Source organism: Psychrobacter sp. Pi2-52 (genome assembly GCF_904846705.1).
GTDB lineage: Bacteria > Pseudomonadota > Gammaproteobacteria > Pseudomonadales > Moraxellaceae > Psychrobacter.
Map to the genome: position 1 here is coordinate 75,176 of NZ_CAJHBS010000006.1, position 24,887 is coordinate 100,062.

Sequence of the window (24,887 nt, forward strand, 5' to 3'; positions counted from 1 at the left end):
GATTTTTTATGAGATTAAAAAAGCAATACCTCACCTTTGTGCCAGCATTAGTGATGGTCGGGTGTACAAGCCAGCAAGCAATGCAAAGTAAGCCTGTTCGTCAAGGCGGCGTTGAGATTACTCAAACCCAAACCGTTCAGGTCAAACCAACACCTGCGCCAGTCGTAAAACCGCAGCCTGCGCCAAAGCCTAGCTATGGTAGCTTTTCTGATTGGAAGTCAGACTTTTCTATGCGGGCCATATCGTCAGGCTATGATGCCCAAGTTATTGGTCGATTGCTTGATTCTGCTTATCTAAACCAGCAAGTCATCTCATTAGATTCAGGTCAGCCCGAGTTTTCCAAGATGCCGTGGGAATACGTAGATTCTGCGGTATCAAGTGGACGCGTCAGTGTAGGGAAGCGTAAATTTGCCGAGCAGCGTGCTTATTTGTCTCAGCTAGAGTCTCAGTATGGGGTCAATGCAGAGATTATCGCTGCGATATGGGGCATGGAGTCATCGTATGGCGCTGTGACCGGTAATAGTGATTTGCCAAGTTCGCTTGCCAGCCTTGCCTATGATGGTCGTCGTCAAGAGTTTGCTGAAACGCAGTTGCTATCGTTAGCGACACTGCTACAACGCGGTGATGTATCATGGTCACAGTTGGACGGTTCTTGGGCAGGTGGTATGGGACAAACCCAGTTTATCCCTGAGACTTGGCTCAAACAAGGGGTCGATGGTGATGGCAATGGACATCGCAATCCTTGGGCGACTGGTGATGCACTAGCCTCGACAGCCAACTATCTTAGCAATTCAGGTTGGGTTCGTGGCTTAGCGCCTTTTTATGAAGCAACGGTGCCAGCCTCGTTTGATTACTCAGTGGTTGGTAGTAAACAACCTGCGGCTAGATGGGCGGCGATGGGCGTCGATACGATAGCGGACGTTTACCTAGATGCCAATACTCAGATGGAGCTATGGTTACCTGCTGGTAAAGACGGTCCAGTCTTATTGCTGAGCACAAACTTTGATGTGATCAAAGTCTATAACAACTCATCAAGCTATGCATTGGGCGTTAGTCTGCTAGGCAAAACGATTAATGGACAAAGCGGGTTGCAAAAATCTTGGCCTCGTTATGAGCGTCCATTATCGACCACGCAAGTGACTAACCTACAACGTCGTTTGACTAGCATGGGTTATGATACCAAAGGCGCTGATGGTATCGTTGGTACCAATACTCGTATGGCATTCCAGCGCTGGCAAGCAGATAATGGTCAAACGCCAGACGGATTCATTACTCAAAACAGTGCGTCTTCACTAGCTGGATGGTGAGGTAGGCTGACGGTATTTATACATTGTATAAAAGCGGCTCTTTTAAATTATATTTAGCCATTATTGATTAGCCACTAGTCATCAAATGATAATTTACTTTGTTCTACAAAAAGCACCTTGCAAGGTGCTTTTTTTGTCTCAATCTATGTCTGATTTTGCTGACATCTTTAACACAATGGACCATGCAATAAATATCAAATATTAAGACCAGTGTAATCTGGCTTTATTCAAAACTTATCAGGACAAGGTTAATACAAGAAAGTTGATACTTTGAATGATAGACTCTAGATAATGTGTTTTTTAACGATGACTTTTACTCATAGTTTTTAGTGACAGTTTTCAATGACCATTTTAAATAACAGTTTCGATTACGAATAATTAGAACGACAGTAATTAGAACGACAGAAAGAGCGTGACCTTATGATTACCATGGAAGAACTACAAGCTGCGATACAGCAACGGATAGATAATTATCATATTACTGACTTTCCACTACAAAAAAGAGCCGTCAATACTCTAGAGTTGCTAGACAGCCTAAACCATATACTGGCTCAAGATATTGCTTCGCCCTTTGATGTGCCGCGGCAAAATCTATCTGCGATGGATGGCTATGCGATTGCAAAGGGAAGTGAGTTATCAGAAAGCAGTACTATCGAAATCGTTGGTGAGTCGCAAGCTGGCAGTGCTTATACTGGTGAGACAGCGGCAGGGCAAGGGGTACGTATTTTTACTGGTGCAGTCGTGCCAGATTGCTGTGATACGGTCATTATGCAAGAGAATACAAACTTTGCAGCTATCAAAGCGACCGTTGATAAATCTCGACCTTATAACATTACGCTTACGCAAACCGCCAAAGTTGACGATAATATCCGCTCACAAGGCGAAGAGATTGAGTCTGGGGAAGCCGTTTTAAAAATCGGTAAACGCCTCAATCCTGCAGATATTAGCTTACTGGCCAACCTTGGTATTAGCCAAGTTAACGTGTTCCAGCCGCTCGTTGTAGGCGTGTTGGCAACAGGTGATGAGCTCGTGGCTATTGGCAATGAGCTACAAAGTCTAGCCCAAATATATAACTCTAATACCCCAACGCTCAAAAGCTTGCTGTCAGATCTGCCTATCACTATTCGTGATTATGGCATTATCCCTGATAGCCTAGAGCAGACAACTATCGCAGTCAATGAGGCCATACAGGACTGTGATGTACTGATATCGACGGCAGGTGTCTCAGTTGGTGACTATGATTTTTTGACCAATGTGATTGAAACACTAGGTCGGATTAACCATTATAAAGTGGCGATGAAGCCTGGTAAGCCTTTTGTATTTGGTGAATTGAATAAAAATCTCGATAAGCCAGTACTGTATTTTGGCCTACCGGGCAATCCGCTATCTACGGTTGTGGGTACGTTACAGTTTGTGATTCCTGCATTGTGGCAAATGTCAGGTGCTAGCGTATCAGAGCAGCCAATGCCGCTAACTATCAAGGCCAAACTCATCAGTGATATCAGAAAATCTCCCGGCCGCAAAGACTTTCAGCGTGGCGTACTGTCACGAGATGAGACAGGTAATTATCAAGTTGAGTGCTTTTCAAGACAGCAGTCACATAGAATCAAACAGCTGAGCCGCGCTAATTGCTTTATTGTATTGGACAAAGACAGTGGTAACGTAGTAGCTGGTAATGACGTCGTTGTACAACCGTTTCCTTGGCTACATCGCTAATTCATCGTTTGCCAATTTATTGTAAGGTGGTCGCACAAATTTAAAGAGCAATCCTATAACCTTACACTGGTATGCTAAACACGAATAACAAAGTAGTGCTTATAGTAAGTAGTACTGATGGCAGTAACATATGATTGATGACAACATAGATGACAAACACAAAATAGACAGCCCGCAACTGTATTCACCGAGCTTGGCACCGGCATTATCTGATGGCCACATAGAGTCTTCCTTGATCGTGCCCACTGAGCAGATGGGTGACTATCACCAGCCGCTAACCGATGGATTTGCACGGCGTCTGACATACTTGCGTCTATCTATTACTGACTTTTGTAATTTTCGCTGTGAGTATTGCCTGCCAAATGGCTATCAAGGTAAGCGCCCTGATGATGAGCTGAGTATCTCTGAAATTGCGACCTTGGTGCGCGGCTTTGCTCAAGTAGGTACTAAAAAAGTTAGAATTACGGGCGGTGAGCCCTCTATTCGTCGTGATGTTGTCGAAATTATCGAAACGATTAAGCAGACTGACGGTATTGAGACAGTTGCGATGACCAGTAACGGCTATAAATTGGGTAAACATATAGCCAGCTGGCAAGCGGCTGGGCTTGATCAGCTCAATATTAGTATGGACAGCTTTGATGCCGCTACTTTTCATAAAGTGACAGGCTTTGATACCTTGCCACAGATATTGGCTGACATGGATATATTGTTAGAAACGACTGATATCAAACTGAAAATAAATAGTGTCTTGATGGCGGAGACTGCTTTTGAGAACTTAGTCACGGCGATCGACTATGTCAAAGATAGACAAGTGACTTATCGCTTTATCGAATTTATGCAGACCAGTGATAATAGCGATTTGTTTTTTGCTCAGCATGCCCAGTCTGATATTATCACTGATTACTTGTTAGAGAATGGGTGGCAGCCGCACGAGCGCGGTAGTGCCGATGGCCCAGCAGTAGAGTATAGCCACCCTGAATATGTCGGTCGTATCGGTATGATTGCCCCATATGCGGCGCACTTCTGTGATACCTGTAACCGTTTGCGTGTAAGCAGCCAAGGCAAGGTGCATTTGTGTCTGTTTGATCAGGGCAACTATGATATCCGTCCATACTTACAGCAAGACGATATCCAAGGACTGGTGAACACTTTACATAGTTTTATGCCGATTAAGCCTGAGCATCATCATTTGCATGACTCTAACAGTGGCATCATGCACAATCTGTCAATAATCGGCGGATAAAACATTTTGAGTCTGCAATCATGACGCTGATAGAGACTGTTTTCCAATGCAATCTTTTTTAACATAACTTTTTTGATACAACGGATCTTTAATACAATTATAAAATGACATCTATAAAGGATTATTTATGAGTAAGCCTGCTGCACAATTTACACCGCTTAATATTGCTGTATTGACTGTTTCCGATAGCCGTACGCTGGCAGAAGATACGTCAGGCCAGTACTTAGTAGATAGCTTGACCGAAGCAGGGCATCATTTAGCAGATCGTCAATTAATCACCGACGATATTTACCAGATTCGCGCAGTCATTAGTGGTTGGATTGCTAGTCCAGACGTTCATGCGGTTATCACAACTGGTGGCACAGGGTTCTTCATCAGAGATAGCATGCCAGAAGCTGTGAGTGTACTGTTTGATAAATCAATCGATGGCTTTGGTGAAATGTTCCGTTTAATCTCAAAAGATGAAATCGGTATGTCTACCGTACAATCGCGAGCAGTTGCTGGTATGGCCAATGGTACGGGTATATTCTGTCTACCAGGCTCTTCTGGTGCTTGCCGTACGGGTTGGGAAAATATCTTAAAAGATCAGTTTGATAGCCGTACTCGTCCGTGCAATTTTGTGCCGCATTTTTTGGCACAAAATCCTAGCCATGATTGAGTTGTAAATAATTGAGCCAAGATTGATATTAAATCAAAACTGATAGGTAATGGCACAATGACAGATCGCTCAAATAATCTGGATGGTTTGGCAGGTGTGGTTATCTTGGCAGGCGGAGCCTCTAGACGTATGGGAACGGCTAAGGCTATGCTGACACTACCGTCAGGTGAGCAGCTGTTAGATTATCATGTTCGCCATGCGAGTAAGTTACAAGTTCCTATATTGATTGCAGATAATGGTCGCGACTTTCAAACTGGTTTAGATGTCCATTTAGAAAGCCTCAATGTGCCTGTTATTCATATTACTGATTATGGTGCTGATCTTGACTCTAGTGAGCATGATGAGCAGATTAAAACTGGCGGCGCTTTGGTCGCTATTGAATCAGCCTTACAAACATTGAACGGTTTGATCAGCTTGAATGATTCAGGCGTATCAAAAAACGTACAAGCTTCGTGGTTACTGGTTATTAGCTGTGATAGCTTAATACCAGCAACTGACTTGTGGCAGAAATTACAATGTGAAATAAGCCTTGCTGCTGATAAGAAAGTAATTTGCTTAAAAGATGACGGTCACTTATATCCACTATTAGGACTGTATCAGCTAAGTATCGAGCCTGATTTGAAAAACTATATAGATAGCGGACAGCGTAGGGTGATGCAGTTTATTCAGCCATTAGTGCAAGCTGTACCATTTAGCAAAGAGTGGCAAAATCTAACCAACTTTAATACGCCTAAAGATTTTAAGCAGGCATGTGCTGTTCTACCAAAATAATAAAAAATATCACATAGAAAAGGTTATATAAATGAGTGACAGCGTTCAGATAAATCAGCAGTCTACTTTATCTCACTTAGATAGTGATGGTGATATTACCATGGTCGATGTCAGTGGCAAGACAGCAACGACGCGAGAAGCCAATGCTACTGGTCAGGTACGCTTTCCCAGTGAGATTTATGCGCAGATTAAAGCGGCTGATGGGATGACCAAAAAAGGCAGTATCACGCAAACGGCTCACATCGCTGGTATCATGGCGGCCAAACGCACTCATGATCTTATACCGCTTTGTCATCCACTACCGCTAGACAAGATAGGCTTAAGATTTGAGTACAACGACGCGCTCAGCAGCCTCACGGTCAGTGCGGTGGTCAAGGTCACGCACAAAACAGGGGTTGAGATGGAAGCGCTAACAGCAGTCAGTGTTGCCTGCTTAACTATCTATGATATGACCAAAGCACTATCGCATGATATCGTTATAGACGATATTCATTTGGTTAAAAAGACAGGTGGTAAGTCAGACTACAGTCATGCTTAAAGTGACAATATTGCAGAGTGCGTCATCAATCAATTAATCAATTAATAAAGATATGCTAAATGCCAAGCAAGGAAGCTTGCATAAGATGGAGAGATTTATGAGTGCTATCGATATGACAACTAATATCGAATCAACGATGAATATTAACGTCATGTATTTTGCCAGTTTGGCTGACGAGGCCAATTGTCAGCAAGAGACAGTAAGCGTACAGCAGGATACGTCATTAACTGAACTATACGAACAGCTTAGTCAAAAGCATCGCTTTAGCCGTCCGCAGTCGGAGCTACGCGTTGCAGTAAATGACTACTTTGCCAAATGGACTGACCAGATAAATAATGGTGATAGCGTGGTTTTCATCACGCCAGTCGCTGGTGGTTAGACAAGCGTTTATTAGTGTCCATTTTGTCAGTAGCTATTCAGTGGTTACAAAGAAAAAATAATAAATAGAGAAGAAAAATGACCGACAACGTCCACGATCATTCAATGAGCATCAAACGTAGTGCTGACGAGGCTTACCTTATCGCTGAGCGTGATGGTTTTGCGCTACTAGATATTGTGATTGACGAAGATAGGCTAAAAAGTACGCTAGATAATGACAGCTGCGGCGCGTTTGTTTGCTTTGAAGGGCGAGTACGCAATCATAATAACGCTACGAGCGTCGATCGCCTTACCTATTATGGTTATGAAGATTTGGCCATCAATCAAGGTCGCGCCATTATAGAAGAAGCCAAAAAGCGTTTTGAAATTACGCATGCTATTGCGATACATCGTATCGGTGCGTTAGAGATTGGCGATGTGGCTGTGTGGGTTGGGGTAGTGTCAGCGCACCGTTATCCAGCATTTGATGCGTGTCGCTGGATATTAGATACCATCAAAGCAGACATTCCTGTGTGGAAGCAAGAGTACTACGAAGACGACTCGTCTAAATGGCTCAGCAATAATGGTTAAGTCATTAGTTACTGCCTGTGTATCTGCTTGTCTGCTATTGTCACTAAATGCTTGTACGCAAGACAAAGACGCTAATACGACGCTTACTGATACTACTGAGCAATCTCATACATTGCGTATTGCTGCGGCTGCTAACTTATCTGATGTACTCCCTCATATCATTGATAGCTATCAGGCTGATAATAGCTCATCTGCCCAAAATATTTCAGGTATCTCAGATATTGAAGTTACTTATGCCTCTTCTGGTAAGTTATATGCGCACATCAAAGCAGGGGCACCGTATGATATATTCTTGTCTGCCAATCAAGATTTTCCTGCTAAATTGGCTGATGAAAATTCAGCTAGTGTTACTAACGAAGAACGTAAACTAACCAAGCCTTTTACGTATACCAGAGGTCAATTAGCACTCTATAGTGTCACCAAACCTTTAAACGATTTTACGCCAAGGTCGTTGGGTAATGTGTTTACCAGTGCTGACTTTACTCAGGACAGCAAGGTAGCTATTGCGAACCCTGACCTTGCGCCTTATGGTGCGTCTGCAAAAGCCTATCTGCAATCACAAAATATGTATGATAAGTTGAATGCTCAAAAAAGTTTGATACAGTCAGAGAATATCGGTCAGGCATTTCAATATGCGCATACGGGTAGTGTGGACTATGGGTTTGTAGCACAGTCTCAGCTTGTTGCGATTAAAGCCAAGCCTGAGCAGTTTATTACCTTATTGCCAACGTCTTATCCAGCTATCTTACAAGATGGGATAATCGTTAATAACACTGACCAAGCAGCAGACTTCACCGACTACCTGGGCTCAAAAGCAGGGCAGCAACACTTCTTACAAGCAGGCTATCTGGCCGTCCAGTAATACGTTAGACTAACCCCTCTCATCATAGAACGAGCAGTGACATTATATGATCGACCAGTCTCTTATGTCAGATATGCTCAGTCCATTTTGGGTGAGCATCAAGCTCGCTTGCGTGACTACCTTGTGCTTATTGCTATTTGCAACACCTATTGCGTACTGGTTAGCTAAGCCGAGCCGTATAAAAGCAATAGGACGTCTTAAGGTACTGCTCATGGGCATCATTGCGATGCCTCTGGTGCTACCACCTACCGTGATTGGTTTTTATCTACTGTTACTGCTCAGTCCTAGTGTGGGTATCGGTAAGTGGTTGAGCGAACATAATATTAGCCCGCTAATTTTTACCTTTGAAGGTCTGGTCATTGGTTCTATTATTTACTCATTGCCTTTTTATATACAGCCTGTCTATGCACAGTTTCTGCGTATTCCACAAAGTGTCACAGAAGTCGCTCATCTCCTAGAACCAAGTCGTATGCGACGGTTTATGAAAGTGGCTTTACCGCAAGCGCGGGTGGGTATTATTTTGGGTAGTTTGGTAAGCTTTGCTCATACCATTGGGGAGTTTGGGGTTGTACTGATGATAGGCGGCAGCATCTCAGGCGAGACTAAGGTGGTATCGATTGCTATATACGAGCAAGTAGAAGCGCTCAACTATGAGGCGGCGCACATGATGTCTGGTATTCTGATTATTATGGGTGTAATGATGGTAGCGTTAATTGCTAGCGTAAGCCGAATAAGTCAACGTCCATAGCCATAGCACTGGAACATTTGTATGCGAGTTGAGAGGTGTTAGATATCACAGTAGCTATATAAACAATGTCTAAGTAAAATATACAGACACAAAAAAACCTCAAACAATCTAATGCTTGAGGCGAAACTTGCTTAAACTCGAAAGTCTAAATTCGTTTTAAATATGGCGCAGCGGACGGGACTCGAACCCGCGACCCCCGGCGTGACAGGCCGGTATTCTAACCAACTGAACTACCGCTGCTTAGGTCTCTTAGCTTGTTTAGCCACTTGCTAAGAAGTGGTGGGTGATGACGGATTCGAACCGCCGACATTCTGCGTGTAAGGCAGACGCTCTACCAACTGAGCTAATCACCCTTCGAACAATTGCTAGGCAATTTATTCAACATTAACTGAGCTCTTAAGTTTGTCACTAAGCTCCGTTGCTGTGGGTGTGTATTATATAGATTTACAGTTGGGTGTCAAATATTATTTTAATGTTTTTAGAAAATAATTATAAATCGGACTTGTAATCTATAAAAAATAGCACTCAAAGCTATGTATTATATAGCATTTCTAAAAATACACTTATTATCATTATTTGTTGTTTAGAGGTGAAAAGCTACTATACTATGGATGCTTTATTCGTTGAACACGGTTGATGGAGGCCAATATAAACACTTTTACTATTAAAGATACTTTTACTAGCTGGACCTGGGGAGACTTAGCGGGTCTAGGTCTGGTGCTGCATATTGTACTTATGATAGTAATGACGCTGCGCGTGGTTTCTGTGCAGCGCAATATTGGCGTGTCTATCGCTTGGGTGGCTGTGCTTTACACGTTGCCAGTATTTGGTTTTGTGGCTTACATTCTGCTCGGTGAGCCGATGATTGGGCGGCGCTATCGTGAACGCGTAGATCAAGCCAGCATCTTGATGAATGATATGGCAAGGCGTGAGCATCTGATTTTTGACAAAGGGCAGGACTTATTACCAGCCAACTACCGCGGTGTTAGCCAAATAGGAACGCGCTGGACTGGGTTTGGTGTATTTCCCAACCACCAAATGCAGCTGTTGACGGATCCCGCTTCTATTTTTCAGCGTTTGATTGAAGATATTCATGCCGCCCAGCGTATTGTCCTTATGGAGTTTTATATTGTCTATCCAAAAGGACAGGTGTTAGAAGTCATAGAGGCGCTGTCTGTAGCGGCTCAGCGCGGCGTAGAGTGTCATATATTGGCCGATAGTGTGGGCAGTTTTAGCTTTATTAATAGCAGCGTGCACCGTAAATTAGAAAAAGCAGGGGTTTATGTCCATCAGTCATTGCCAGTAGGGTTGTTTAAGACATTATTTAAACGCTCTGATTTGCGCAATCATCGTAAAATGGTGGTTATCGATGAACATATTGGCTATATCGGCAGCTTCAATCTGGTTGATCCAAGGTTTTTTAAGCAAAATAAAAACGTTGGTCAATGGATTGATGTGGCGCTACGAACGACTAGCCAGCACTCAATTAGTATTAATACAGCGATGGCCAAGGTGATTGTTACCGACATCGGTGCTGAAAGTAATGACAATCTTGCTGAGCTGCATCAGCGGGTTAATAACTATACTCGTAAGTTATATGTGATGCATCCGACCATCAATGATCTAAATAGCCGGGTGAAAGTATTAACGGATACGGTTGATGATCATGAGCAGCCAGATATAGGCGCCACCTCGATTGTCGTACCAAAGATGCCTGTCGTGGACAAAGTCTTGGCGCAGCTAATACCTTCAGCACCGCAGCTAACGGCTCATGTGATTTACAATACGCTAGTTACCGTGATTCATCGTGCCAATAAGCGCATTCGTATTACCACACCTTATTTTGTCCCTGATGAGTCCCTATCGGGTGCGCTGACGATAGCAGCTAAGCGCGGCGTTGATGTGACGATTATCGTTCCTGAAAAAGTGGATTCATTTTTGGTACAGCACGCTTCTCAGGCTTATTATCAAGAGTTGTTGGATGCTGGAGTAACGATTGCATTGTTTAGAGGTGGTTTGCTACACGCAAAAACAGTGGTTATCGACGATGACTACTGTCTATTTGGCACCGTCAATATTGATATGCGCAGCTTTTATCTAAATATGGAAGTCAGCTTAGCGATTTATACGCCAGAAATGGTCGCCCAAGTAGCGGACTGTCAGGAAGTCTATTTAGAAAACTGTCGAATCTTGGATAGTGATGAGTGGCAACAGCGTCATGGATCAAAACGCTTGTTTGATAATGTCGTGCGCTTGTTCAGTCCTTTATTGTAGCACTCGGATTTTTAGGGTAAGGTAATCTACCAGTATCGTTCTATTATTTTAGTAGTATTAGCACTTTTATAGCCTATACTTTTTTGGTTTATCTATCTGTAAAGAGGTCTCGCCTGTCTATGTCTGCATCACCTTTAACGCCACTGGACTATATTGCAGAAGGCTACTGGCAAGACTTCTTGGCTGGGCGTTCTATTGCAGGCGGTATCGCCTACGAAACTGAGCTGCGCGCTTGTACGCTAGACGAGTCGCTTGAGAGTTTACAGCGTGTCGATACGCTATTATCCCAAGTGCGCCGAGATATGATTAAGAGCGGTATATGGGATGAGACGACGATGCTGGTCGATGAACGCTATCGTAATTTTATGGTGTTTTCGGCGTTTTATGCAGGTCGTGTATTGGCGCAGCAGTGGCAAAGCAAGCCACATTGGTATGGTCAGTTTGAGCTGCGTAAACGTTACCCTGAGCTAACATTGATCACCGATGATTTTTATCAGCATATGGCGGTCGGTTATGATGATAGCGGGGTTAAAGAGCGCTTGTTTTTTGCACTAGAGCCAATAGGGCTGCGTCTGTTTGGTCATATTGATCGGCAGTTTGACGCAGTACTACAAGGCGGGCAAGTAGAGAGTGGGTTGTATCAAGCGGTTAGCCTTAGACTACCAACTACTTTAAGCAACGATGTTCATTCAGTGCCTGAATTAACAGCGCATAAAGTAACAACAAGCAAAGCAACAACACATAAAGCAACCACTCATCAAACCACTGAAAGCATCGTTCCGAGCGCAGATTCAAATACGCATGTCGGTACTAGTCAATTAAATGCTCCTCTTAACAAGCCAGAGGAAGTGTCGATAGGAGCTGAGTATAATCAAGCTAATGCAGTTGTAACTGACAGTGAGAGTCGCGCAATTCAGTCTGCTATGCCTGCTACGGTAACAACTGAGTTGCAAACAAGCGTAGTGCCTCCTGAGTCTGAGAGCTTGATAAAGCCTGAGCTGACTAAAGTAACGAAGCCAACAGCCAAGCCTGCGTTACCTGTAAAAAATACATCGACGTCAGAGATGTTTACGCAACTGCTCGTAGAGTTAGATGAGATAGCGGTGCCACAACCAACTGGTGATGTTCAATATCAGCAAGCACGCAAAGTATTAGATCAGTTCGAGCAGCATATTGCCAAACAGAACAAACCTCGTCGCCAAGTTATATTTTCAGATGATCATATCGCAGCAAAAAACAAAGCGTTGCTATTACTACAAGCGGCTGCTGAAGATGGTAATACAGCGGCTATGTTACGTTTGGCCATGTATGAATTGTTAGGTGAAGGTTTGACAGCGGACAGTGACAATCAAAAAAAATCTGGCGTAGAGTGGGTCAATCAAGCCGCTAGCAAAAACGACAGCCGTGCTCAGCGTCTACTCAGTAAAATGTATTACCAAGGAGTAGGGGTATCTCAAGATATAGATAGCGGTAAGTACTGGTTAGAGCAAGCAGCGGATAATGGTCATGCAGAAGCGGCCAATCTGGTCAAGCAATGGCAGCAAGCAGATATGCTGCTGACCACACAGAAGCAAGAGCAGCATAGCACCAAGCGTTATCAGCTGTTAATCGGCGCAATCATCGCAGTCGCTTTATTGATAATAATCATTATTTAACAATCGTTATCTAATAACTATTTACTCAGTAACTTTTTAAAAGCTTATTGTTACAGCTTAAATTCAGGTAGAATTGGCGCGCTTTACCTTTACCCTTTTATTGTTTGATTCATAACTAATCTGGGCTGTTCCATGCCATCATCTAATACCCCGTCTGACCACTCTGCGAATCCAATTGACCCTGTATCATCACCTAGTCGTATGGTATACGAGACACCTTTATATTATCAGTCTCTTATTGGGCTACTAAAGCCACTATATCGTCTGCAAGTATGGCGTCGATCTCATAGAAATGACAATTATCAGCAGGAAATCGATCAGCGTTTTGGCAAGCAGTATCCACCGCGTCCAGTGGTCAATGCTGATAGCGATAAAGGGGTAATTTGGTGCCACGCAGTCTCATTAGGTGAGACCAATACGGTCGCGCCTTTACTAGATATGTTATTGGCTAATGGCTATCAGATATGGTTGAGCAATACGACTCAGACAGGTTTTGCTCGTGGGGCCAGTCGTTTTGCAGAACAGATAGCTCAAGGTCAGATGAGTCATAGCTATGTGCCAGTCGACAGCCCTGCTGTGATCGAGACTTTCTTAACGCACGTACAGCCTATCGCTGCGTTGTTTGTAGAAACAGAACTATGGGCAAATATCTTGACCAAGTTATCCCAGCACCGTATTCCAAGTATTCTAGTCAATGGTCGACTATCTGCTTCTTCTTTTCAGAGTTATCAAAAGATTGGTGCAGTCAGCGCCAGTATGATGAAAAACCTCTCCTTAATTATTGCGCAAGACAGCGACTCTGCTAAACGCTTTAGGCAACTAGGGGCCAGTAGCGCCCAAATTCGTGTGGCAGGCTCATTAAAGTGGGTAATCAATGCGTCCAAAATTGATGACAAAGCGGTAGCAGATAATAGTATTTATAATAAAAAAGCTGATCTGCGAGCAGAGTTTGGTATAGCAGATCGTCCTGTGTGGGTAGCTGCGAGTACTCATGATGGCGAAGAGGCAGCAGCGTTGTCATTGCAGCAGCAACTACTGTCTCAAGTGACATTAGCAGATACGTTGCTTGTTATTGTCCCTAGGCATCCTGAGCGTTTTGATGCAGTAGCAGATCTCATTCAGAAAACTGGGTTAAATATGGCTCGGCGCAGTGATGGGGAAGCCATTGATGCAGACACGCAAGTCTATCTAGCAGATAGCATGGGTGAGATGATGACTTGGTATACATTGGCAAATGTAGCATTTGTGGGCGGCTCGCTGGTAGATATTGGTGGGCATAATCCAGTGGAGCCTGCTAGTGTGGCAACGCCTGTACTGATGGGGGGTTACACTCAGTCTTGCCAAAGCGTAATAGACAAATTGGCTAGCGTAGGCGCTGTATATCAGCCAAGTAATGATTTTTATTGTCCAATCGAGTCAAATAGCTCAAGTAGTTCGGATGCACAGATAGTCAGTGATGATCAGTTAAAAGCGAATAAAAAATCCTCTCGTAAGAAAACAGCTTATAACTATGAAGACGCTGTGAGCATTTATACGCAGCTGGAGACTTGGCTGTGCAATTTGCCATTGGCCGCGCAGGCTGGGCAAGCTGGCGAGCAAATGACGATACAGCAGCAAGCGGTATTGACCCGCCAATTTACGATGATTGAAGACGCTATCGAGATGTCTTCCAACCAAGATAGCTTATGAACTGTATATTATTGCCCGCTGAAAACTTCTCATCAGATACAGCAAAAATCGATTCCTTGTCTCAAGTCAGCCATGTGACTAAAGTGCTGGGCGCGAAAGTCGGTGATACGCTTAAAATTGGCCAAATCGGCGGCAATCTTGGTACTGCTGTTATCGAAGATATTACCGCTGACAGCATTCAGTTAAGTAACGTTCAGCTCAATACTGTGCCGCCAGCCAAATTAGATTTGACTGTCATTTTGGCGTTACCGCGTCCTAAAGTGCTACGGCGTTTAATCATGGATATGACGGCGCTTGGTGTACGCGATATCATTCTTATCAATAGCTATCGTACTCAAAAAAGCTATTGGCAAAGCCCAATGCTTGAGCGGGTTGACGAGTTTGTATTAGAAGGTCTACAGCAGAGCATCGATACGATCGTTCCTAGTATTACGCTACAAAAACGTTTTAAGCCATTTGTTGAAGACACACTTGCAAGTCTAATGAGCAATCGAGCGATTGTCGCGCATCCTTATAGTCAACAATCTTTTTCTGAGTTTTTACAAAAGCAATCATCACGAGAGCTACCAAATATAGTCTGCATAGGTGCTGAAGGTGGCTGGATCGACTATGAGATAGAGCTGCTGTCAGCACAAGGCTGCACGCCTGTACATATAGGCTCTCGTATTTTGCGTACGGAAGCTGCGGTCAATGCAATCTTAGGACAGTGGCTGCTTTAGATGGACACTAAAACGCGTCGCTAGACCAAACTGTTGAAAGAATGGTGAAAAATAGTTCTTAAAAATCAATGCTCAAGACTCATCACTGATATATTTGCCAGTTAAACAAATGTATTGATAATTAATCTCACTTCCATTAGTATGTTGCTTTGATATATTATGGCCTGATTACTGTTAACGCTTAGCAAGTCATCGTTATAATCACTGTTATTTTGTCTCACCATCCGTCTTACTTTTTTTATAGCATTACTATGGGGAAAACCATGTTATTGAACGCTATCAGCGCTAATCTAACCTCTACGAAGCTTATCCTACCTGCAGCCGTATTTGGCATGATGTTGGGTCTGGCAGGTTGTAGTAATTCTTCAACCATAGAAGAGAGCGTAGAAGTAGAGTCAACAGAAACAAGTGCTGAGCAGCAATCAGCAACTGACGAAGCTACGACTGCTGATGGTCAGACAATTACTATCTACTCATCACGTAATGAGCAGTTAATTAAGCCATTGCTAGATCGTTATACCGAACAAACAGGTGTAAAGGTTGAGTTGGTGACGGACAGTACAGGTCCGCTCATGGCACGGTTGAAAGCAGAAGGTCAAAATACACCCGCTGACATGCTTTTGACGGTTGATGCTGGTAACTTATGGCAAGCTGCACAGCAAGGTTTGCTACAGCCAGTATCGTCTACCGTACTAGAAGCTAACGTCCCTGCAAAATACCGTGATCCAAAAGGTCAGTGGACCGGTTTGTCACTACGTGCTCGCACTATATTTTATGATCCAAGCAAAGTTAGTGCTGACCAGTTATCTACGTATGCCGATTTGGCTGATCCAAAATGGAAAGGCAAATTATGCCTACGCACGTCTAAAAAGGTTTATAACCAATCACTTGTGGCCAGTATGATGGAGCACTTGGGTGAAGAGAAAACGGAAGAAATCGTTCGTGGTTGGGTAGATAATTTAGCCACTGATGTGTTCAGTGATGATACCAGTATGCTTGAAGCCATCGCTGCTGGTCAGTGCGAAGTAGGTGTGGCGAATAGTTATTATTATGGTCGCATACTAGATGAAAAACCAGATTTTCCTGTTAATATATTCTGGGCAAACCAAGGCACAACTGGTACGCACGTAAATATCTCGGGTGCTGGTGTAGTGGCAAGCTCAGACAATCCAGATGGTACGCTTAAATTGATAGAGTGGTTGTCATCTGATGAGGCACAAGGTCTTTATGCCAGCTCAGATAAAGAATTCCCAGTTAAAGAAGGTATTGATGAGTCAGATATGCTTAGATCATGGGGTCCGTTCAATAAAGATGATATCAGTGTGCAGAAGTTTGGTGAGCTACAAACCCAAGCGATTCAATTAATGGACAAAGCAGGTTATAAATAAGGGACTGCCAATCATAGTTTTGCTAATCTCAGAATCATAACCTTTAAGCAGTAGCTCTTAAAGGTTAGTTATTGAAGATAATCTGTCCAGATAATGACGATTTTGAGTTCGGTATAAGCTTACAAGGTCTCTATACGTATGACACGGTAATGATAATATGATCACAACGCCAGACGCGTCTGTTAGTCAAAACGATACTGTCGATGATGGTATTAATGATAAGCAGACTGTCAGCCAAGACCACGCCCTTCGTAAACGTATTATCTCGAAATCAGTCTTAGGGCTGATTTCATTGTTTATGCTAGTACCGATTTTAATCGTGCTGCTGTCGTGGACTCAGCCAGTAGCAGAGATTTGGACACATATGGCAGATTATGTACTTCCGCAAGTGCTCAAAAATACGGCGATTTTATTGCTTATGGTGACTGTCGTTTCAGGCACTATTGGTACTGCTCTGGCTTGGGTTACTAGTATGTATCGTTTCCCTGGTCAGCGTTTCTTTTCGTGGGCTTTGATGTTGCCACTTGCTATTCCTGCTTATGTATTGGCATTTGTCACTATCGGCATTGTTGATTTTAGTGGGCCGCTACAGACAGCTTTACGCGACTCTGGTATAAGTACTGCCATACCTTCGATAAGGAATGTCTGGGGCGCAGGCTTGATATTATCGTTGGCGTTTTACCCTTATGTATATTTGCTAGCGCGTCAGGCATTTTTGTCACAAGGCAGACGAGCGATAGAAGCGGGTCAGATGCTAGGTTTGAGTCGTAGCCGTGTGTTCTTTCGATTGGCATTACCGCAAGCACTACCGTGGATCATTGGCGGCTTGTTGCTAGCCAGTATGGAAACCTTAGCGGATTTCGGTGCAGTATCCGTATTCAATGTCGATACTTTTACTACCGCCATTTATAAGGCGTGGTTTGGTTTTTTCAGTTTGACCACAGCGGCTCAGCTAGCAGCCTTGCTCATTGGCGTGATCTTTATCGTGGTATTGTTTGAGCAGTATTGGCAAGCGAAGCGTGGTAGCTCACTTACCCAAGGTAGCAGCCAACGCTTTGACGCTAGCAAACCTGCTAAGCTCGCCATGACACTGCTGTGTACGCTCATTTTTTTAGTTGCCTTTTTAATTCCTTTCTTGCAGCTTATCTATTGGACAGCACTGAATTTTCGCCAAGATTTTGATGCGCGTTACATTGACTTTGTCACCAATAGCCTCATGATTGCTAGTATGACCACGCTGTTTATTGCCTTTTTGGCCATTATTATTGCGTGGATTAAACGGCAGTATCCTGATAAATCGACTAAGCTCATGACCACTTTAGCCAATTTAGGCTATGTCGTACCGGGGACTGTGTTGGCGGTAGGGATATTTATACCTATTGCGTGGCTTGATAATCAAATGATTGCCTTTGGTATTACCTCACAGCAAGTGCTCTCTGGCAGTGTCATTGTTATGCTACTGGCATTATCGACGCGTTTTATGACAGTGAGTTTTCAGCCTATTGACAGACAACTGCAACGACTGACTGTCAATCAAGAAGCGGCTGCAAAATTACTTAGCGACAGTCCTTATCAGCGCTGGCGTCATGTGATGCTGCCTGTGCTTAGCCCTGGTGTATTGACCGCATTATTGATGGGTTTTGTCGAAGTGATGAAAGAGATGCCCATTACGCTAATGACACGGCGTCAAGGCTGGGACACGCTTGCAGTACGAGTGTTTGAAATGACGAGCGAAGGTATGTGGGGACGAGCCGCATTACCGAGTTTGCTAATCGTGTTAGTTGGCTTGCTTCCTGTCTGGATACTACTGCGTCAAAGCGATAAACACAGCTAATAGCAACAAAGTTAATAGCAATAATTTGGTATAAGTTTAACAGCACACTCGTAGTGTCAGCTATATTATAATTTGCTCTGTTTTATCGATGGTTTTACTTACTAATAGCGAACTGGTACCGTCTATGTACACTGATTCAATGAACGACTCTACAAATTCTAAGTCAGAAAAGGCTCGGGCTAGCCATACGCCTGTAGCAAAATCACCACTGTCACAAAATAGAACCAATCCAGTTCAGCCGAATAAAACTGTAGAACAAAGCAATACCTCACAACAAAATACTGAGAAATATATCGCCACAGATCCTTACTTTAGTGTGCAAAACCTCATCGTAGGCTATGACGATACTATCGTTGTCAATGGTCTATCGTTGGTGCTGGAACAAGGAGAGATTGGTTGCTTCTTGGGTTATAGCGGCTGCGGGAAGACCACAGCGCTACGAGCTATCGCGGGACTGGAGCAAAGTCGCGGCGGCACTATCTATCTAAATAATCAACGCCTAACTGAGAAGACAGCTCGCCAATCATTTGCAGTTGCGCCAGCCAAGCGTGGCATGGGCATGGTGTTTCAAGACTATGCTCTGTTTGGTCATTTAAGCGTGGCAAAGAACATCGCCTTTGGTCTCAATAAATGGTCAGCAGCTGACAAAAAAGCCCGTGTGGCTGAGATGCTAAGCTTAGTTGAATTGACTGAGCATGCGGATAAACGTCCTAATGAGCTTTCTGGTGGTCAGCAGCAGCGTGTGGCTCTTGCAAGAGCGCTAGCACCCAAACCAAAACTACTATTACTTGATGAGCCGTTCTCTAATCTAGATGTAGTACTGCGTGAATCACTGGCAATGAATGTCCGTGATATTCTCAAACGTACCAATACCACAGCGATTTTGGTCACTCATGATCAAAATGAAGCGTTCGCGCTAGCGGATAAAGTAGGGGTAATGGATAAAGGACGATTGGTACAATGGGCGCGACCAAGCGAGCTGTATCATGAGCCTGTCAGCCCTTTTGTCGCTGAGTTTGTGGGCGAAGGCGCGATGATAGACGGTATCATCAAAGAAGGTCGTGTGGAGACGGCGCTTGGCAATATCTATCGCCGCATGGAAGTCTATGATGAATCAGGACAACCACAGTACTGCGAATATGATTATCCAAATGGTACACCAATCAAAGTGCTCGTGCGTCCTGACGATATCATCCATGATGATGATAGTACGCAGACAGCCTTGGTGATTGGGCGAGTGTTCCGCGGTGCCAACTATTTGTACCGTCTACAGTTAGATGACGGACAGACCATATTATCACTGGTTGCTAGCCATCATAATCATGAAATTGGTTCACATATTGGTATCTTGCCGTTATTGGAGCATGTGGTCGTGTTTGACGAAAAAGAGGTCAATGCCACCACTTGGTCAGAATATGATAGATCATCGAGAATGGATGAAGAGGTTTAGTAGCCTTCATCATTCTTGGTCAATCTTCTAAATTTACCGTTTAGCCAAAATGTGTAAGTAACGCCCAAGCCATTTGTACGGCTCTAATTGTGAGTAGCGTAACTCCATTCTAATCACTGCATCTGGGTCGTTATGACCACCACGTTTGAGCGGCGTATAGTCATGAAACACCCGTAGACCACTGCTACGTACCGTCTGATAATTATGCGCTTTGAGCCAAGACTCGACCTCTTCTTTGGCTACGGGATGGTTGGGAGTGAGACTTTTCTTATTGTCCGCTTTGTAATCGTTACCATCAAGTAAGCTATCGAGTAAGTTAAAATTTCCCATGATAAGATTGCGATAATCGAAACTCGCTGGATTATAGAAGCAGACAGATAACGCGCCAACATCTGTTAAGTGCTTATCAAAAAAGTCCATGACGGCAGCGGGCTCTGCCAACCATTCGAGTAGCGCGTGCGACATAATCAAATCAAACTTTTCTGTCTCTGTCTGAGCCAGTTTTTCTTCAAGCGCTTGATAAGGGCAAATATACCAAGTGATGTCTAGCTTTTTATCGATTTTCTCTGCGCTCGCTTTTGCCTTCTCAAGCATATTTGCTGAGATGTCATTTATGACTACGTTATGACCTTGAGCAGCAAGTTCTATCGCAATTTGCGCAAGCCCTGCACCCACATCCAAGATGCGTAAAGGTCGCCCAAGCGCCTCACTCATTTGTGCGCTATATTCGAAAATATCACGGCGTAGCACAGCCAATCGAATCTCGCCTTTTAAACCACCATAGACTTTCTTTTCGAAATGATCGGCAATGGCATCGAAACTACGATCTGCTCGATCGTTTTCTGCTGGTATAGAAAGGTTTGAGTCAGGCTGGCTATCTTGATGTCTAATTGGCATAAGGTATTTAGTTCAATAAGTAAGAGGGTCAAATTAATAAAACTATTCAGTATTAACTAGCGTTTCAGGCGTCTGTTAATTACCCATTTAAAAACGACCTTCGCTAATACAATAACGACAAATACCACAATAACAAACACCCACATACCATTGCCTTGTAGATTCTCTTGATAGGCTTTTGACAAGTATGCTGATAAAGCCATCGCGGCTAAAAGTGCTCCCCAACGGACATAAGGGACAGCGCGATTGTTATGGTTAGGAAAGCTAGCCACATAATCGCTAGAAAAACTGTATAGCACCATTGCTAAAATCCAAACAATTGCAAAAATGATATCCATAATAAAAGTAGCCTGTTAGGTCGTTATGTAAGTGCTATAAAAGATGAGGTAGTGTAGCGTTTAGAAATTTTTTGTCCAGTATCACTAGAAAATAACCGCATCAAAGTGGTTTAAATCATAATGTGCTCATGAGAATAATATGACTGTTGAAAATAGTATGCTTATGAAAGAATTATGGTTGTAAAAAAAGCATGCTCATGAAAACAATCAGTTCACGTCAGAGACAGTTGTAGGTGTTGTTGTATTGGCTAAATATTCTAAGCATCCTAGTTGTTTGCCAATAGAGCTTATATGCAAACCACGTATGAGCTCTATGCTCAAGATTTTAGCGTTAAATCAAATGTCATGTTGAATTGTAAATAGAGATATAAGCATTCACTCAGTTAGTCAAAATAAATCTTGTCGAACTGTAGCTAATGAGTATAGTATTTTTCTATTTAATATCCATCAAATACGGAGAATAAACAATGAAGTTAATCAATACAGCGCTACTGGCCCTAGTATTTGCCTTTACATCTATGAGCCAAGCACAAGCTCGAAATACGCCTTGTTCAGGAAAAATGGGCGGGCTGTCTCATTGCTCAGCAGATGGTAAGTTCGTCTGTAAAAATGGCAAAATCAGCCAATCAAAAAAAACCTGCCATTAGAATTATTTTAGCGTGTGCCGATAATTCAAAATATCACTGCGAATGAACCGCCTAGCTTGATTTTAATGGTGGTCAGAACCCCCTAAATCAGCAAATTTGTGCTAAAATAGCTTCTTTTATTAAACATTAAAACTATCGCTATTTTCCTATTGTTTTGCACGTGTAGCAGTGTTTTTTTATGGTATCTATTTTGGTCATGACTGCCCATTTATGTGGCAGTATTTTTATATGATCTATGGGTGCCACAAGCGATGTGTCAACGTTAGAAAAAAATGTGAGTGAAGGAGTGTATATGAGCGAATCGGTCAGTCCTATTGGCATCGTAGATGAACTAAAGCAGTCGTATTTGGATTATGCGATGAGCGTGATCGTCTCGCGTGCGCTGCCTGATGTGCGTGATGGGTTCAAACCTGTACACCGCCGCGTGATGTATGCCATGCACGTGCTATCAAACGATTATAATAAACCGTATAAAAAGTCAGCACGTGTGGTCGGTGATGTTATCGGTAAGTACCATCCACATGGCGATAGTGCCGTCTATGATGCCATCGTCCGTATGGCGCAGGATTTTAGCTTGCGCTATCCAATGGTTGATGGTCAAGGTAACTTTGGCTCGATCGATGATGATCCTCCGGCAGCGATGCGTTATACCGAAGTACGTATGACCAAACTGACCCACCAGATGCTCGCTGATTTGGACAAAGACACGGTCGATTGGGAAGACAACTACGACGGCTCTGAGCGCATGCCAAGCGTGATGCCAGCGCGTATTCCTAACTTATTGGTCAATGGCGCGACGGGTATTGCCGTTGGTATGGCGACCAATATGGCACCCCATAACCTGACCGAAGTGATCAATGCTTGTCTAGCCTATGCTGAAAACCCACAAGTTTCAGCTGAAGAGCTGATGTCGCATATCTCAGGTCCTGATTTCCCTACGGGCGGTATTATCTATGGTCGCGCGGGCATTTTAGATGCTTATCGTACGGGTAAAGGCCGCTTGCATATTCGTGGTCGTTATCATATCGAGCCGATGAGCAATTCTGGCGTCAACCGCGATCGTGAGCGCATCGTATTCACCGAAGTACCTTATCAGGCTAACAAAGCCAAGTTGATTGAGCGTATCGCAGAGCTGGTCCGTGATAAAAAAATCGAAGGTATTAGCGAAATTCGTGATGAGTCTGATAAAGATGGTATGCGTATAGCTATTGATTTGCGTCGCGGTGAGACGGCTGAAGTTATCGTTAATAACCTATTTCTACAAACGCCGCTAGAGTCTAGCTTTAGTATCAATATGGTGGCGCTGGATAATGGTCAGCCAAAACTATTGACCTTGCGTCAGCTTATCGCTGCATTTGTCCGTCATCGTCAAGAAGTGGTGACACGTCGTACGATTTATGAATTGAACAAAGCCCGCGTTCGTGGTCATTTGCTAGAAGGTCTAACGGTTGCTCTAGCCAATATCGACGAAATTATCGCGACGATTAAAGCTTCTGCAAACCGTGGCCTAGCACGTGAAAGCTTATTAAATAACACGTGGGGTTCAGGTAGCGTCGTTGCGATGCTTAGAGCTGCTGGTAGTCAATCAGTACGTCCTGAGTTTATCGAAGGCGAAGATCCTAAGGCGCCGTTTGGTCTGATCGAAGGCGAAGAGCGCTATCGCTTGTCACTTGAGCAGGTCAATGCGATTTTAGATATGCAGTTGCATCGTTTGACGGGTCTTGAACAAGACAAGTTGACTGAAGAATACCAAGACTTACTGCGTGAAATTGCACACTTAGAGTCTATCCTTGGCGATTTTGATAAGCTGATGGCTATTATCTCTAATGAGATGATCGAGATTCGTGATAACTTTGGTGATGAGCGCCGTACCGATATCATCGATTCACGCATGGACTTTAGTCGCGAAGACCTTATCCCTGAGCAAACGGTCGTCATGACGGTGTCGCGTACTGGCTACGCTAAGACTCAGCCGATTGATGATTATGTCGCGCAAAAACGTGGCGGTAAAGGTAAGTCTGCTACGGCAATGAAAGAAGATGATGTGATCGATCATTTAGTCGTGACATCAACACATTCTACGGTACTGTGTTTCACTGATAGTGGACGTGTCTTTAGTCTACGTGGTTTTGAAGTGCCGATTGCCAGTCGCGGTGCTCGTGGTCGTCCATTGGTCAATCTAATTGGCCTAAATAGCGACGAAACCGTTACGACGATATTGCCAATTCCAAAAATTGTGGAAGATACATCAGTAGTAAGTGAAGTATCAGAAGTAATCAATGATGACGATTCGGTAGAAGATAGCAACCAAGCAGAGCCACCTTTTGTGTTCTTTGCCACTGCCAATGGTACAGTGAAGCGAGTAGAGCTGAAGCAGTTTGCCAATATCAGATCGAACGGTTTGATTGCAGTTGGATTAGAAGACGGTGATAAATTGGTCAGCGCTCGTATTACTAATGGTAGCCAAGAAGTGATGTTGTTCGCTTCAAGTGGTAAAGCCATTCGTTTTGATGAGAATGATGCGCGTGCGATGGGCCGTACGGCAAAAGGCGTCCGCGGTATGCGTTTGGCTACTGATGAATTTATCAAGTCATTGGTCGTTATCGAAGATGATGTACGTGAAATCCTGATTGCTTGTGAAAATGGCTTTGGTAAACGTACCTTTATCGATGAGTTCAATACACAAAATCGTGGCGGTGGCGGTGTGATCGCTATCAAGACCAGCGAGCGTAATGGCGCACTAGTACGAGCGACCAAGGTTGACTCTACCGACGACATTATCTTAATCTCTGATAAAGGTACGTTGGTTCGTACCCCAGTTGAGCATGTCGCTAGCTCTGGTCGTAATACGCAAGGCGTAACATTGATTCGTCTGTCAAAAGATGAAAAACTGGTTGCCATGGCGCGTGTTGAGCACGAAGAGAGCGATGACGAGCTTATCGATGCGATGAGAGAGGACGGTACGTTTGAGGTAGAAGGTCAGGAGCAGATAGGTATTGATGCGACAACTGACAATACCGCAACTACTGACGTTGATGATGTGATTGATATTGCAAACGATCATAAACCAAGTGACAATCTATAATAGACTAACTATGCATAAGAAGATGACGAGTAATAGTCTTGGTAATTAGCTTTTGAGTCTAGTCTCTTAGCATTTTTCTAGAAAAAAGCCTCTGACGTTATCGTCGGAGGCTTTTGTTTT

The 24,887-nt window shown here is 43.7% G+C and carries 21 protein-coding genes and 2 tRNA genes; 19 read left to right on the forward strand and 4 right to left on the reverse strand.

Translation table 11 applies throughout. The annotated features are described in order from the left end of the window. Positions 1 to 8 precede the first annotated feature (8 nt). From JMY00_RS05270 to modB, 10 genes are all read left to right on the forward strand, one after another. A complete protein-coding gene (locus JMY00_RS05270; RefSeq protein WP_201579375.1) occupies positions 9 to 1,307 on the forward strand; it encodes a lytic murein transglycosylase in 1,299 nt (432 codons plus the stop codon). Positions 1,308 to 1,727: 420 nt separating this feature from the next. Continuing rightward, on the forward strand, positions 1,728 to 3,023 hold the full coding sequence (gene glp, locus JMY00_RS05275) for a gephyrin-like molybdotransferase Glp (protein WP_201579376.1): 1,296 nt from the start codon (positions 1,728 to 1,730) through the stop codon (positions 3,021 to 3,023). Positions 3,024 to 3,153: 130 nt separating this feature from the next. Beyond that, positions 3,154 to 4,266, forward strand: coding sequence for a GTP 3',8-cyclase MoaA (gene moaA / locus JMY00_RS05280; RefSeq protein ID WP_201579377.1), 1,113 nt, complete (start codon positions 3,154 to 3,156; stop codon positions 4,264 to 4,266). A gap of 127 nt (positions 4,267 to 4,393) precedes the next feature. Beyond that, positions 4,394 to 4,924, forward strand: a complete 531-nt coding sequence (gene moaB, locus JMY00_RS05285) for a molybdenum cofactor biosynthesis protein B (protein WP_102078147.1) — start codon at positions 4,394 to 4,396, stop codon at positions 4,922 to 4,924. Positions 4,925 to 4,981: 57 nt separating this feature from the next. Continuing rightward, positions 4,982 to 5,695, forward strand: coding sequence for a molybdenum cofactor guanylyltransferase (locus JMY00_RS05290; protein WP_201579378.1), 714 nt, complete (start codon positions 4,982 to 4,984; stop codon positions 5,693 to 5,695). A gap of 31 nt (positions 5,696 to 5,726) precedes the next feature. Beyond that, complete coding sequence (gene moaC, locus JMY00_RS05295; RefSeq protein ID WP_201579379.1) at positions 5,727 to 6,233, forward strand: cyclic pyranopterin monophosphate synthase MoaC; 507 nt, start codon at positions 5,727 to 5,729, stop codon at positions 6,231 to 6,233. Between the two features lie 97 nt (positions 6,234 to 6,330). Then, complete coding sequence (locus JMY00_RS05300) at positions 6,331 to 6,612, forward strand: MoaD/ThiS family protein (RefSeq protein ID WP_160021603.1); 282 nt, start codon at positions 6,331 to 6,333, stop codon at positions 6,610 to 6,612. 77 nt (positions 6,613 to 6,689) lie between these two features. Next, a complete protein-coding gene (locus JMY00_RS05305) occupies positions 6,690 to 7,181 on the forward strand; it encodes a molybdenum cofactor biosynthesis protein MoaE (RefSeq protein ID WP_160021604.1) in 492 nt (163 codons plus the stop codon). Next, positions 7,174 to 8,043, forward strand: coding sequence for a molybdate ABC transporter substrate-binding protein (modA, locus tag JMY00_RS05310; protein WP_201579380.1), 870 nt, complete (start codon positions 7,174 to 7,176; stop codon positions 8,041 to 8,043). The genes JMY00_RS05305 and modA overlap by 8 nt, the downstream gene beginning before the upstream one ends. 46 nt (positions 8,044 to 8,089) lie before the next feature. Next, the gene (gene modB, locus JMY00_RS05315) at positions 8,090 to 8,791 is read left to right on the forward strand and encodes a molybdate ABC transporter permease subunit (protein WP_201579381.1); all 702 of its coding nucleotides are present in this window, start codon (positions 8,090 to 8,092) and stop codon (positions 8,789 to 8,791) included. A 163-nt stretch (positions 8,792 to 8,954) separates the two neighbouring features. Here modB and JMY00_RS05320 read toward each other — a convergent pair. Beyond that, positions 8,955 to 9,031 (reverse strand) — tRNA-Asp (locus tag JMY00_RS05320). A gap of 37 nt (positions 9,032 to 9,068) precedes the next feature. Then, positions 9,069 to 9,144, reverse strand: a tRNA-Val gene (locus JMY00_RS05325). A 283-nt stretch (positions 9,145 to 9,427) separates the two neighbouring features. Between JMY00_RS05325 and JMY00_RS05330 the strand changes: the two genes are divergently transcribed. From JMY00_RS05330 to JMY00_RS05360, 7 genes are all read left to right on the forward strand, one after another. After that, positions 9,428 to 11,065 carry a cardiolipin synthase gene (locus JMY00_RS05330; RefSeq protein WP_201579382.1) on the forward strand — a complete coding sequence of 546 codons (1,638 nt, stop codon included), beginning with the start codon at positions 9,428 to 9,430 and terminating at the stop codon, positions 11,063 to 11,065. A 119-nt stretch (positions 11,066 to 11,184) separates the two neighbouring features. Next, entirely contained in the window at positions 11,185 to 12,720 is a 1,536-nt protein-coding gene (locus tag JMY00_RS05335; protein ID WP_201579383.1) for a tetratricopeptide repeat protein, read from the forward strand. A 132-nt stretch (positions 12,721 to 12,852) separates the two neighbouring features. Further along, positions 12,853 to 14,409, forward strand: a complete 1,557-nt coding sequence (locus JMY00_RS05340) for a 3-deoxy-D-manno-octulosonic acid transferase (protein WP_201579384.1) — start codon at positions 12,853 to 12,855, stop codon at positions 14,407 to 14,409. Next, on the forward strand, positions 14,406 to 15,128 hold the full coding sequence (locus JMY00_RS05345) for a 16S rRNA (uracil(1498)-N(3))-methyltransferase (protein ID WP_201579385.1): 723 nt from the start codon (positions 14,406 to 14,408) through the stop codon (positions 15,126 to 15,128). The genes JMY00_RS05340 and JMY00_RS05345 overlap by 4 nt, the downstream gene beginning before the upstream one ends. Positions 15,129 to 15,391: 263 nt before the next feature. Next, positions 15,392 to 16,516 carry an extracellular solute-binding protein gene (locus JMY00_RS05350; protein ID WP_201579386.1) on the forward strand — a complete coding sequence of 375 codons (1,125 nt, stop codon included), beginning with the start codon at positions 15,392 to 15,394 and terminating at the stop codon, positions 16,514 to 16,516. Positions 16,517 to 16,673: 157 nt separating this feature from the next. After that, positions 16,674 to 18,350, forward strand: a complete 1,677-nt coding sequence (locus JMY00_RS05355) for an iron ABC transporter permease (protein ID WP_201579387.1) — start codon at positions 16,674 to 16,676, stop codon at positions 18,348 to 18,350. Between the two features lie 124 nt (positions 18,351 to 18,474). After that, a complete protein-coding gene (locus tag JMY00_RS05360; protein WP_201579388.1) occupies positions 18,475 to 19,800 on the forward strand; it encodes an ABC transporter ATP-binding protein in 1,326 nt (441 codons plus the stop codon). Positions 19,801 to 19,833: 33 nt separating this feature from the next. Here the strand turns inward: JMY00_RS05360 and JMY00_RS05365 are convergent, their stop codons facing one another. Together JMY00_RS05365 and JMY00_RS05370 are read right to left on the reverse strand one after the other, a co-directional pair. Further along, the gene (locus tag JMY00_RS05365) at positions 19,834 to 20,697 is read right to left on the reverse strand and encodes a methyltransferase domain-containing protein (protein ID WP_201579389.1); all 864 of its coding nucleotides are present in this window, start codon (positions 20,695 to 20,697) and stop codon (positions 19,834 to 19,836) included. A gap of 56 nt (positions 20,698 to 20,753) precedes the next feature. Continuing rightward, positions 20,754 to 21,035, reverse strand: a complete 282-nt coding sequence (locus JMY00_RS05370; RefSeq protein WP_201579390.1) for a hypothetical protein — start codon at positions 21,033 to 21,035, stop codon at positions 20,754 to 20,756. Positions 21,036 to 21,502: 467 nt separating this feature from the next. Between JMY00_RS05370 and JMY00_RS05375 the strand changes: the two genes are divergently transcribed. Together JMY00_RS05375 and gyrA are read left to right on the forward strand one after the other, a co-directional pair. Further along, entirely contained in the window at positions 21,503 to 21,682 is a 180-nt protein-coding gene (locus JMY00_RS05375; RefSeq protein ID WP_201579391.1) for a hypothetical protein, read from the forward strand. A gap of 292 nt (positions 21,683 to 21,974) precedes the next feature. After that, positions 21,975 to 24,767, forward strand: a complete 2,793-nt coding sequence (gene gyrA / locus JMY00_RS05380; RefSeq protein WP_201579392.1) for a DNA gyrase subunit A — start codon at positions 21,975 to 21,977, stop codon at positions 24,765 to 24,767. The last annotated feature ends 120 nt before the right edge of the window (positions 24,768 to 24,887 follow it).

Excerpts from the sequence above, each read along its gene's own strand:
- JMY00_RS05350 (WP_201579386.1), top strand. The coding sequence starts at position 15,392 with ATGTTATTGAACGCTATCAGCGCTAATCTAACCTCTACGAAGCTTATC.
- modB (WP_201579381.1), top strand. The coding sequence starts at position 8,090 with ATGATCGACCAGTCTCTTATGTCAGATATGCTCAGTCCATTTTGGGTG.
- JMY00_RS05270 (WP_201579375.1), top strand. The coding sequence starts at position 9 with ATGAGATTAAAAAAGCAATACCTCACCTTTGTGCCAGCATTAGTGATG.
- JMY00_RS05345 (WP_201579385.1), top strand. The coding sequence starts at position 14,406 with ATGAACTGTATATTATTGCCCGCTGAAAACTTCTCATCAGATACAGCA.
- JMY00_RS05375 (WP_201579391.1), top strand. The coding sequence starts at position 21,503 with ATGAAGTTAATCAATACAGCGCTACTGGCCCTAGTATTTGCCTTTACA.
- JMY00_RS05365 (WP_201579389.1), bottom strand. The coding sequence starts at position 20,697 with ATGCCAATTAGACATCAAGATAGCCAGCCTGACTCAAACCTTTCTATA.
- moaB (WP_102078147.1), top strand. The coding sequence starts at position 4,394 with ATGAGTAAGCCTGCTGCACAATTTACACCGCTTAATATTGCTGTATTG.
- modA (WP_201579380.1), top strand. The coding sequence starts at position 7,174 with ATGGTTAAGTCATTAGTTACTGCCTGTGTATCTGCTTGTCTGCTATTG.
- JMY00_RS05370 (WP_201579390.1), bottom strand. The coding sequence starts at position 21,035 with ATGGATATCATTTTTGCAATTGTTTGGATTTTAGCAATGGTGCTATAC.
- moaA (WP_201579377.1), top strand. The coding sequence starts at position 3,154 with ATGATTGATGACAACATAGATGACAAACACAAAATAGACAGCCCGCAA.
- gyrA (WP_201579392.1), top strand. The coding sequence starts at position 21,975 with ATGAGCGAATCGGTCAGTCCTATTGGCATCGTAGATGAACTAAAGCAG.
- JMY00_RS05290 (WP_201579378.1), top strand. The coding sequence starts at position 4,982 with ATGACAGATCGCTCAAATAATCTGGATGGTTTGGCAGGTGTGGTTATC.
- JMY00_RS05360 (WP_201579388.1), top strand. The coding sequence starts at position 18,475 with ATGTACACTGATTCAATGAACGACTCTACAAATTCTAAGTCAGAAAAG.
- JMY00_RS05305 (WP_160021604.1), top strand. The coding sequence starts at position 6,690 with ATGACCGACAACGTCCACGATCATTCAATGAGCATCAAACGTAGTGCT.
- JMY00_RS05300 (WP_160021603.1), top strand. The coding sequence starts at position 6,331 with ATGAGTGCTATCGATATGACAACTAATATCGAATCAACGATGAATATT.
- JMY00_RS05330 (WP_201579382.1), top strand. The coding sequence starts at position 9,428 with ATGGAGGCCAATATAAACACTTTTACTATTAAAGATACTTTTACTAGC.
- JMY00_RS05340 (WP_201579384.1), top strand. The coding sequence starts at position 12,853 with ATGCCATCATCTAATACCCCGTCTGACCACTCTGCGAATCCAATTGAC.
- moaC (WP_201579379.1), top strand. The coding sequence starts at position 5,727 with ATGAGTGACAGCGTTCAGATAAATCAGCAGTCTACTTTATCTCACTTA.
- JMY00_RS05335 (WP_201579383.1), top strand. The coding sequence starts at position 11,185 with ATGTCTGCATCACCTTTAACGCCACTGGACTATATTGCAGAAGGCTAC.
- JMY00_RS05355 (WP_201579387.1), top strand. The coding sequence starts at position 16,674 with ATGATCACAACGCCAGACGCGTCTGTTAGTCAAAACGATACTGTCGAT.
- glp (WP_201579376.1), top strand. The coding sequence starts at position 1,728 with ATGATTACCATGGAAGAACTACAAGCTGCGATACAGCAACGGATAGAT.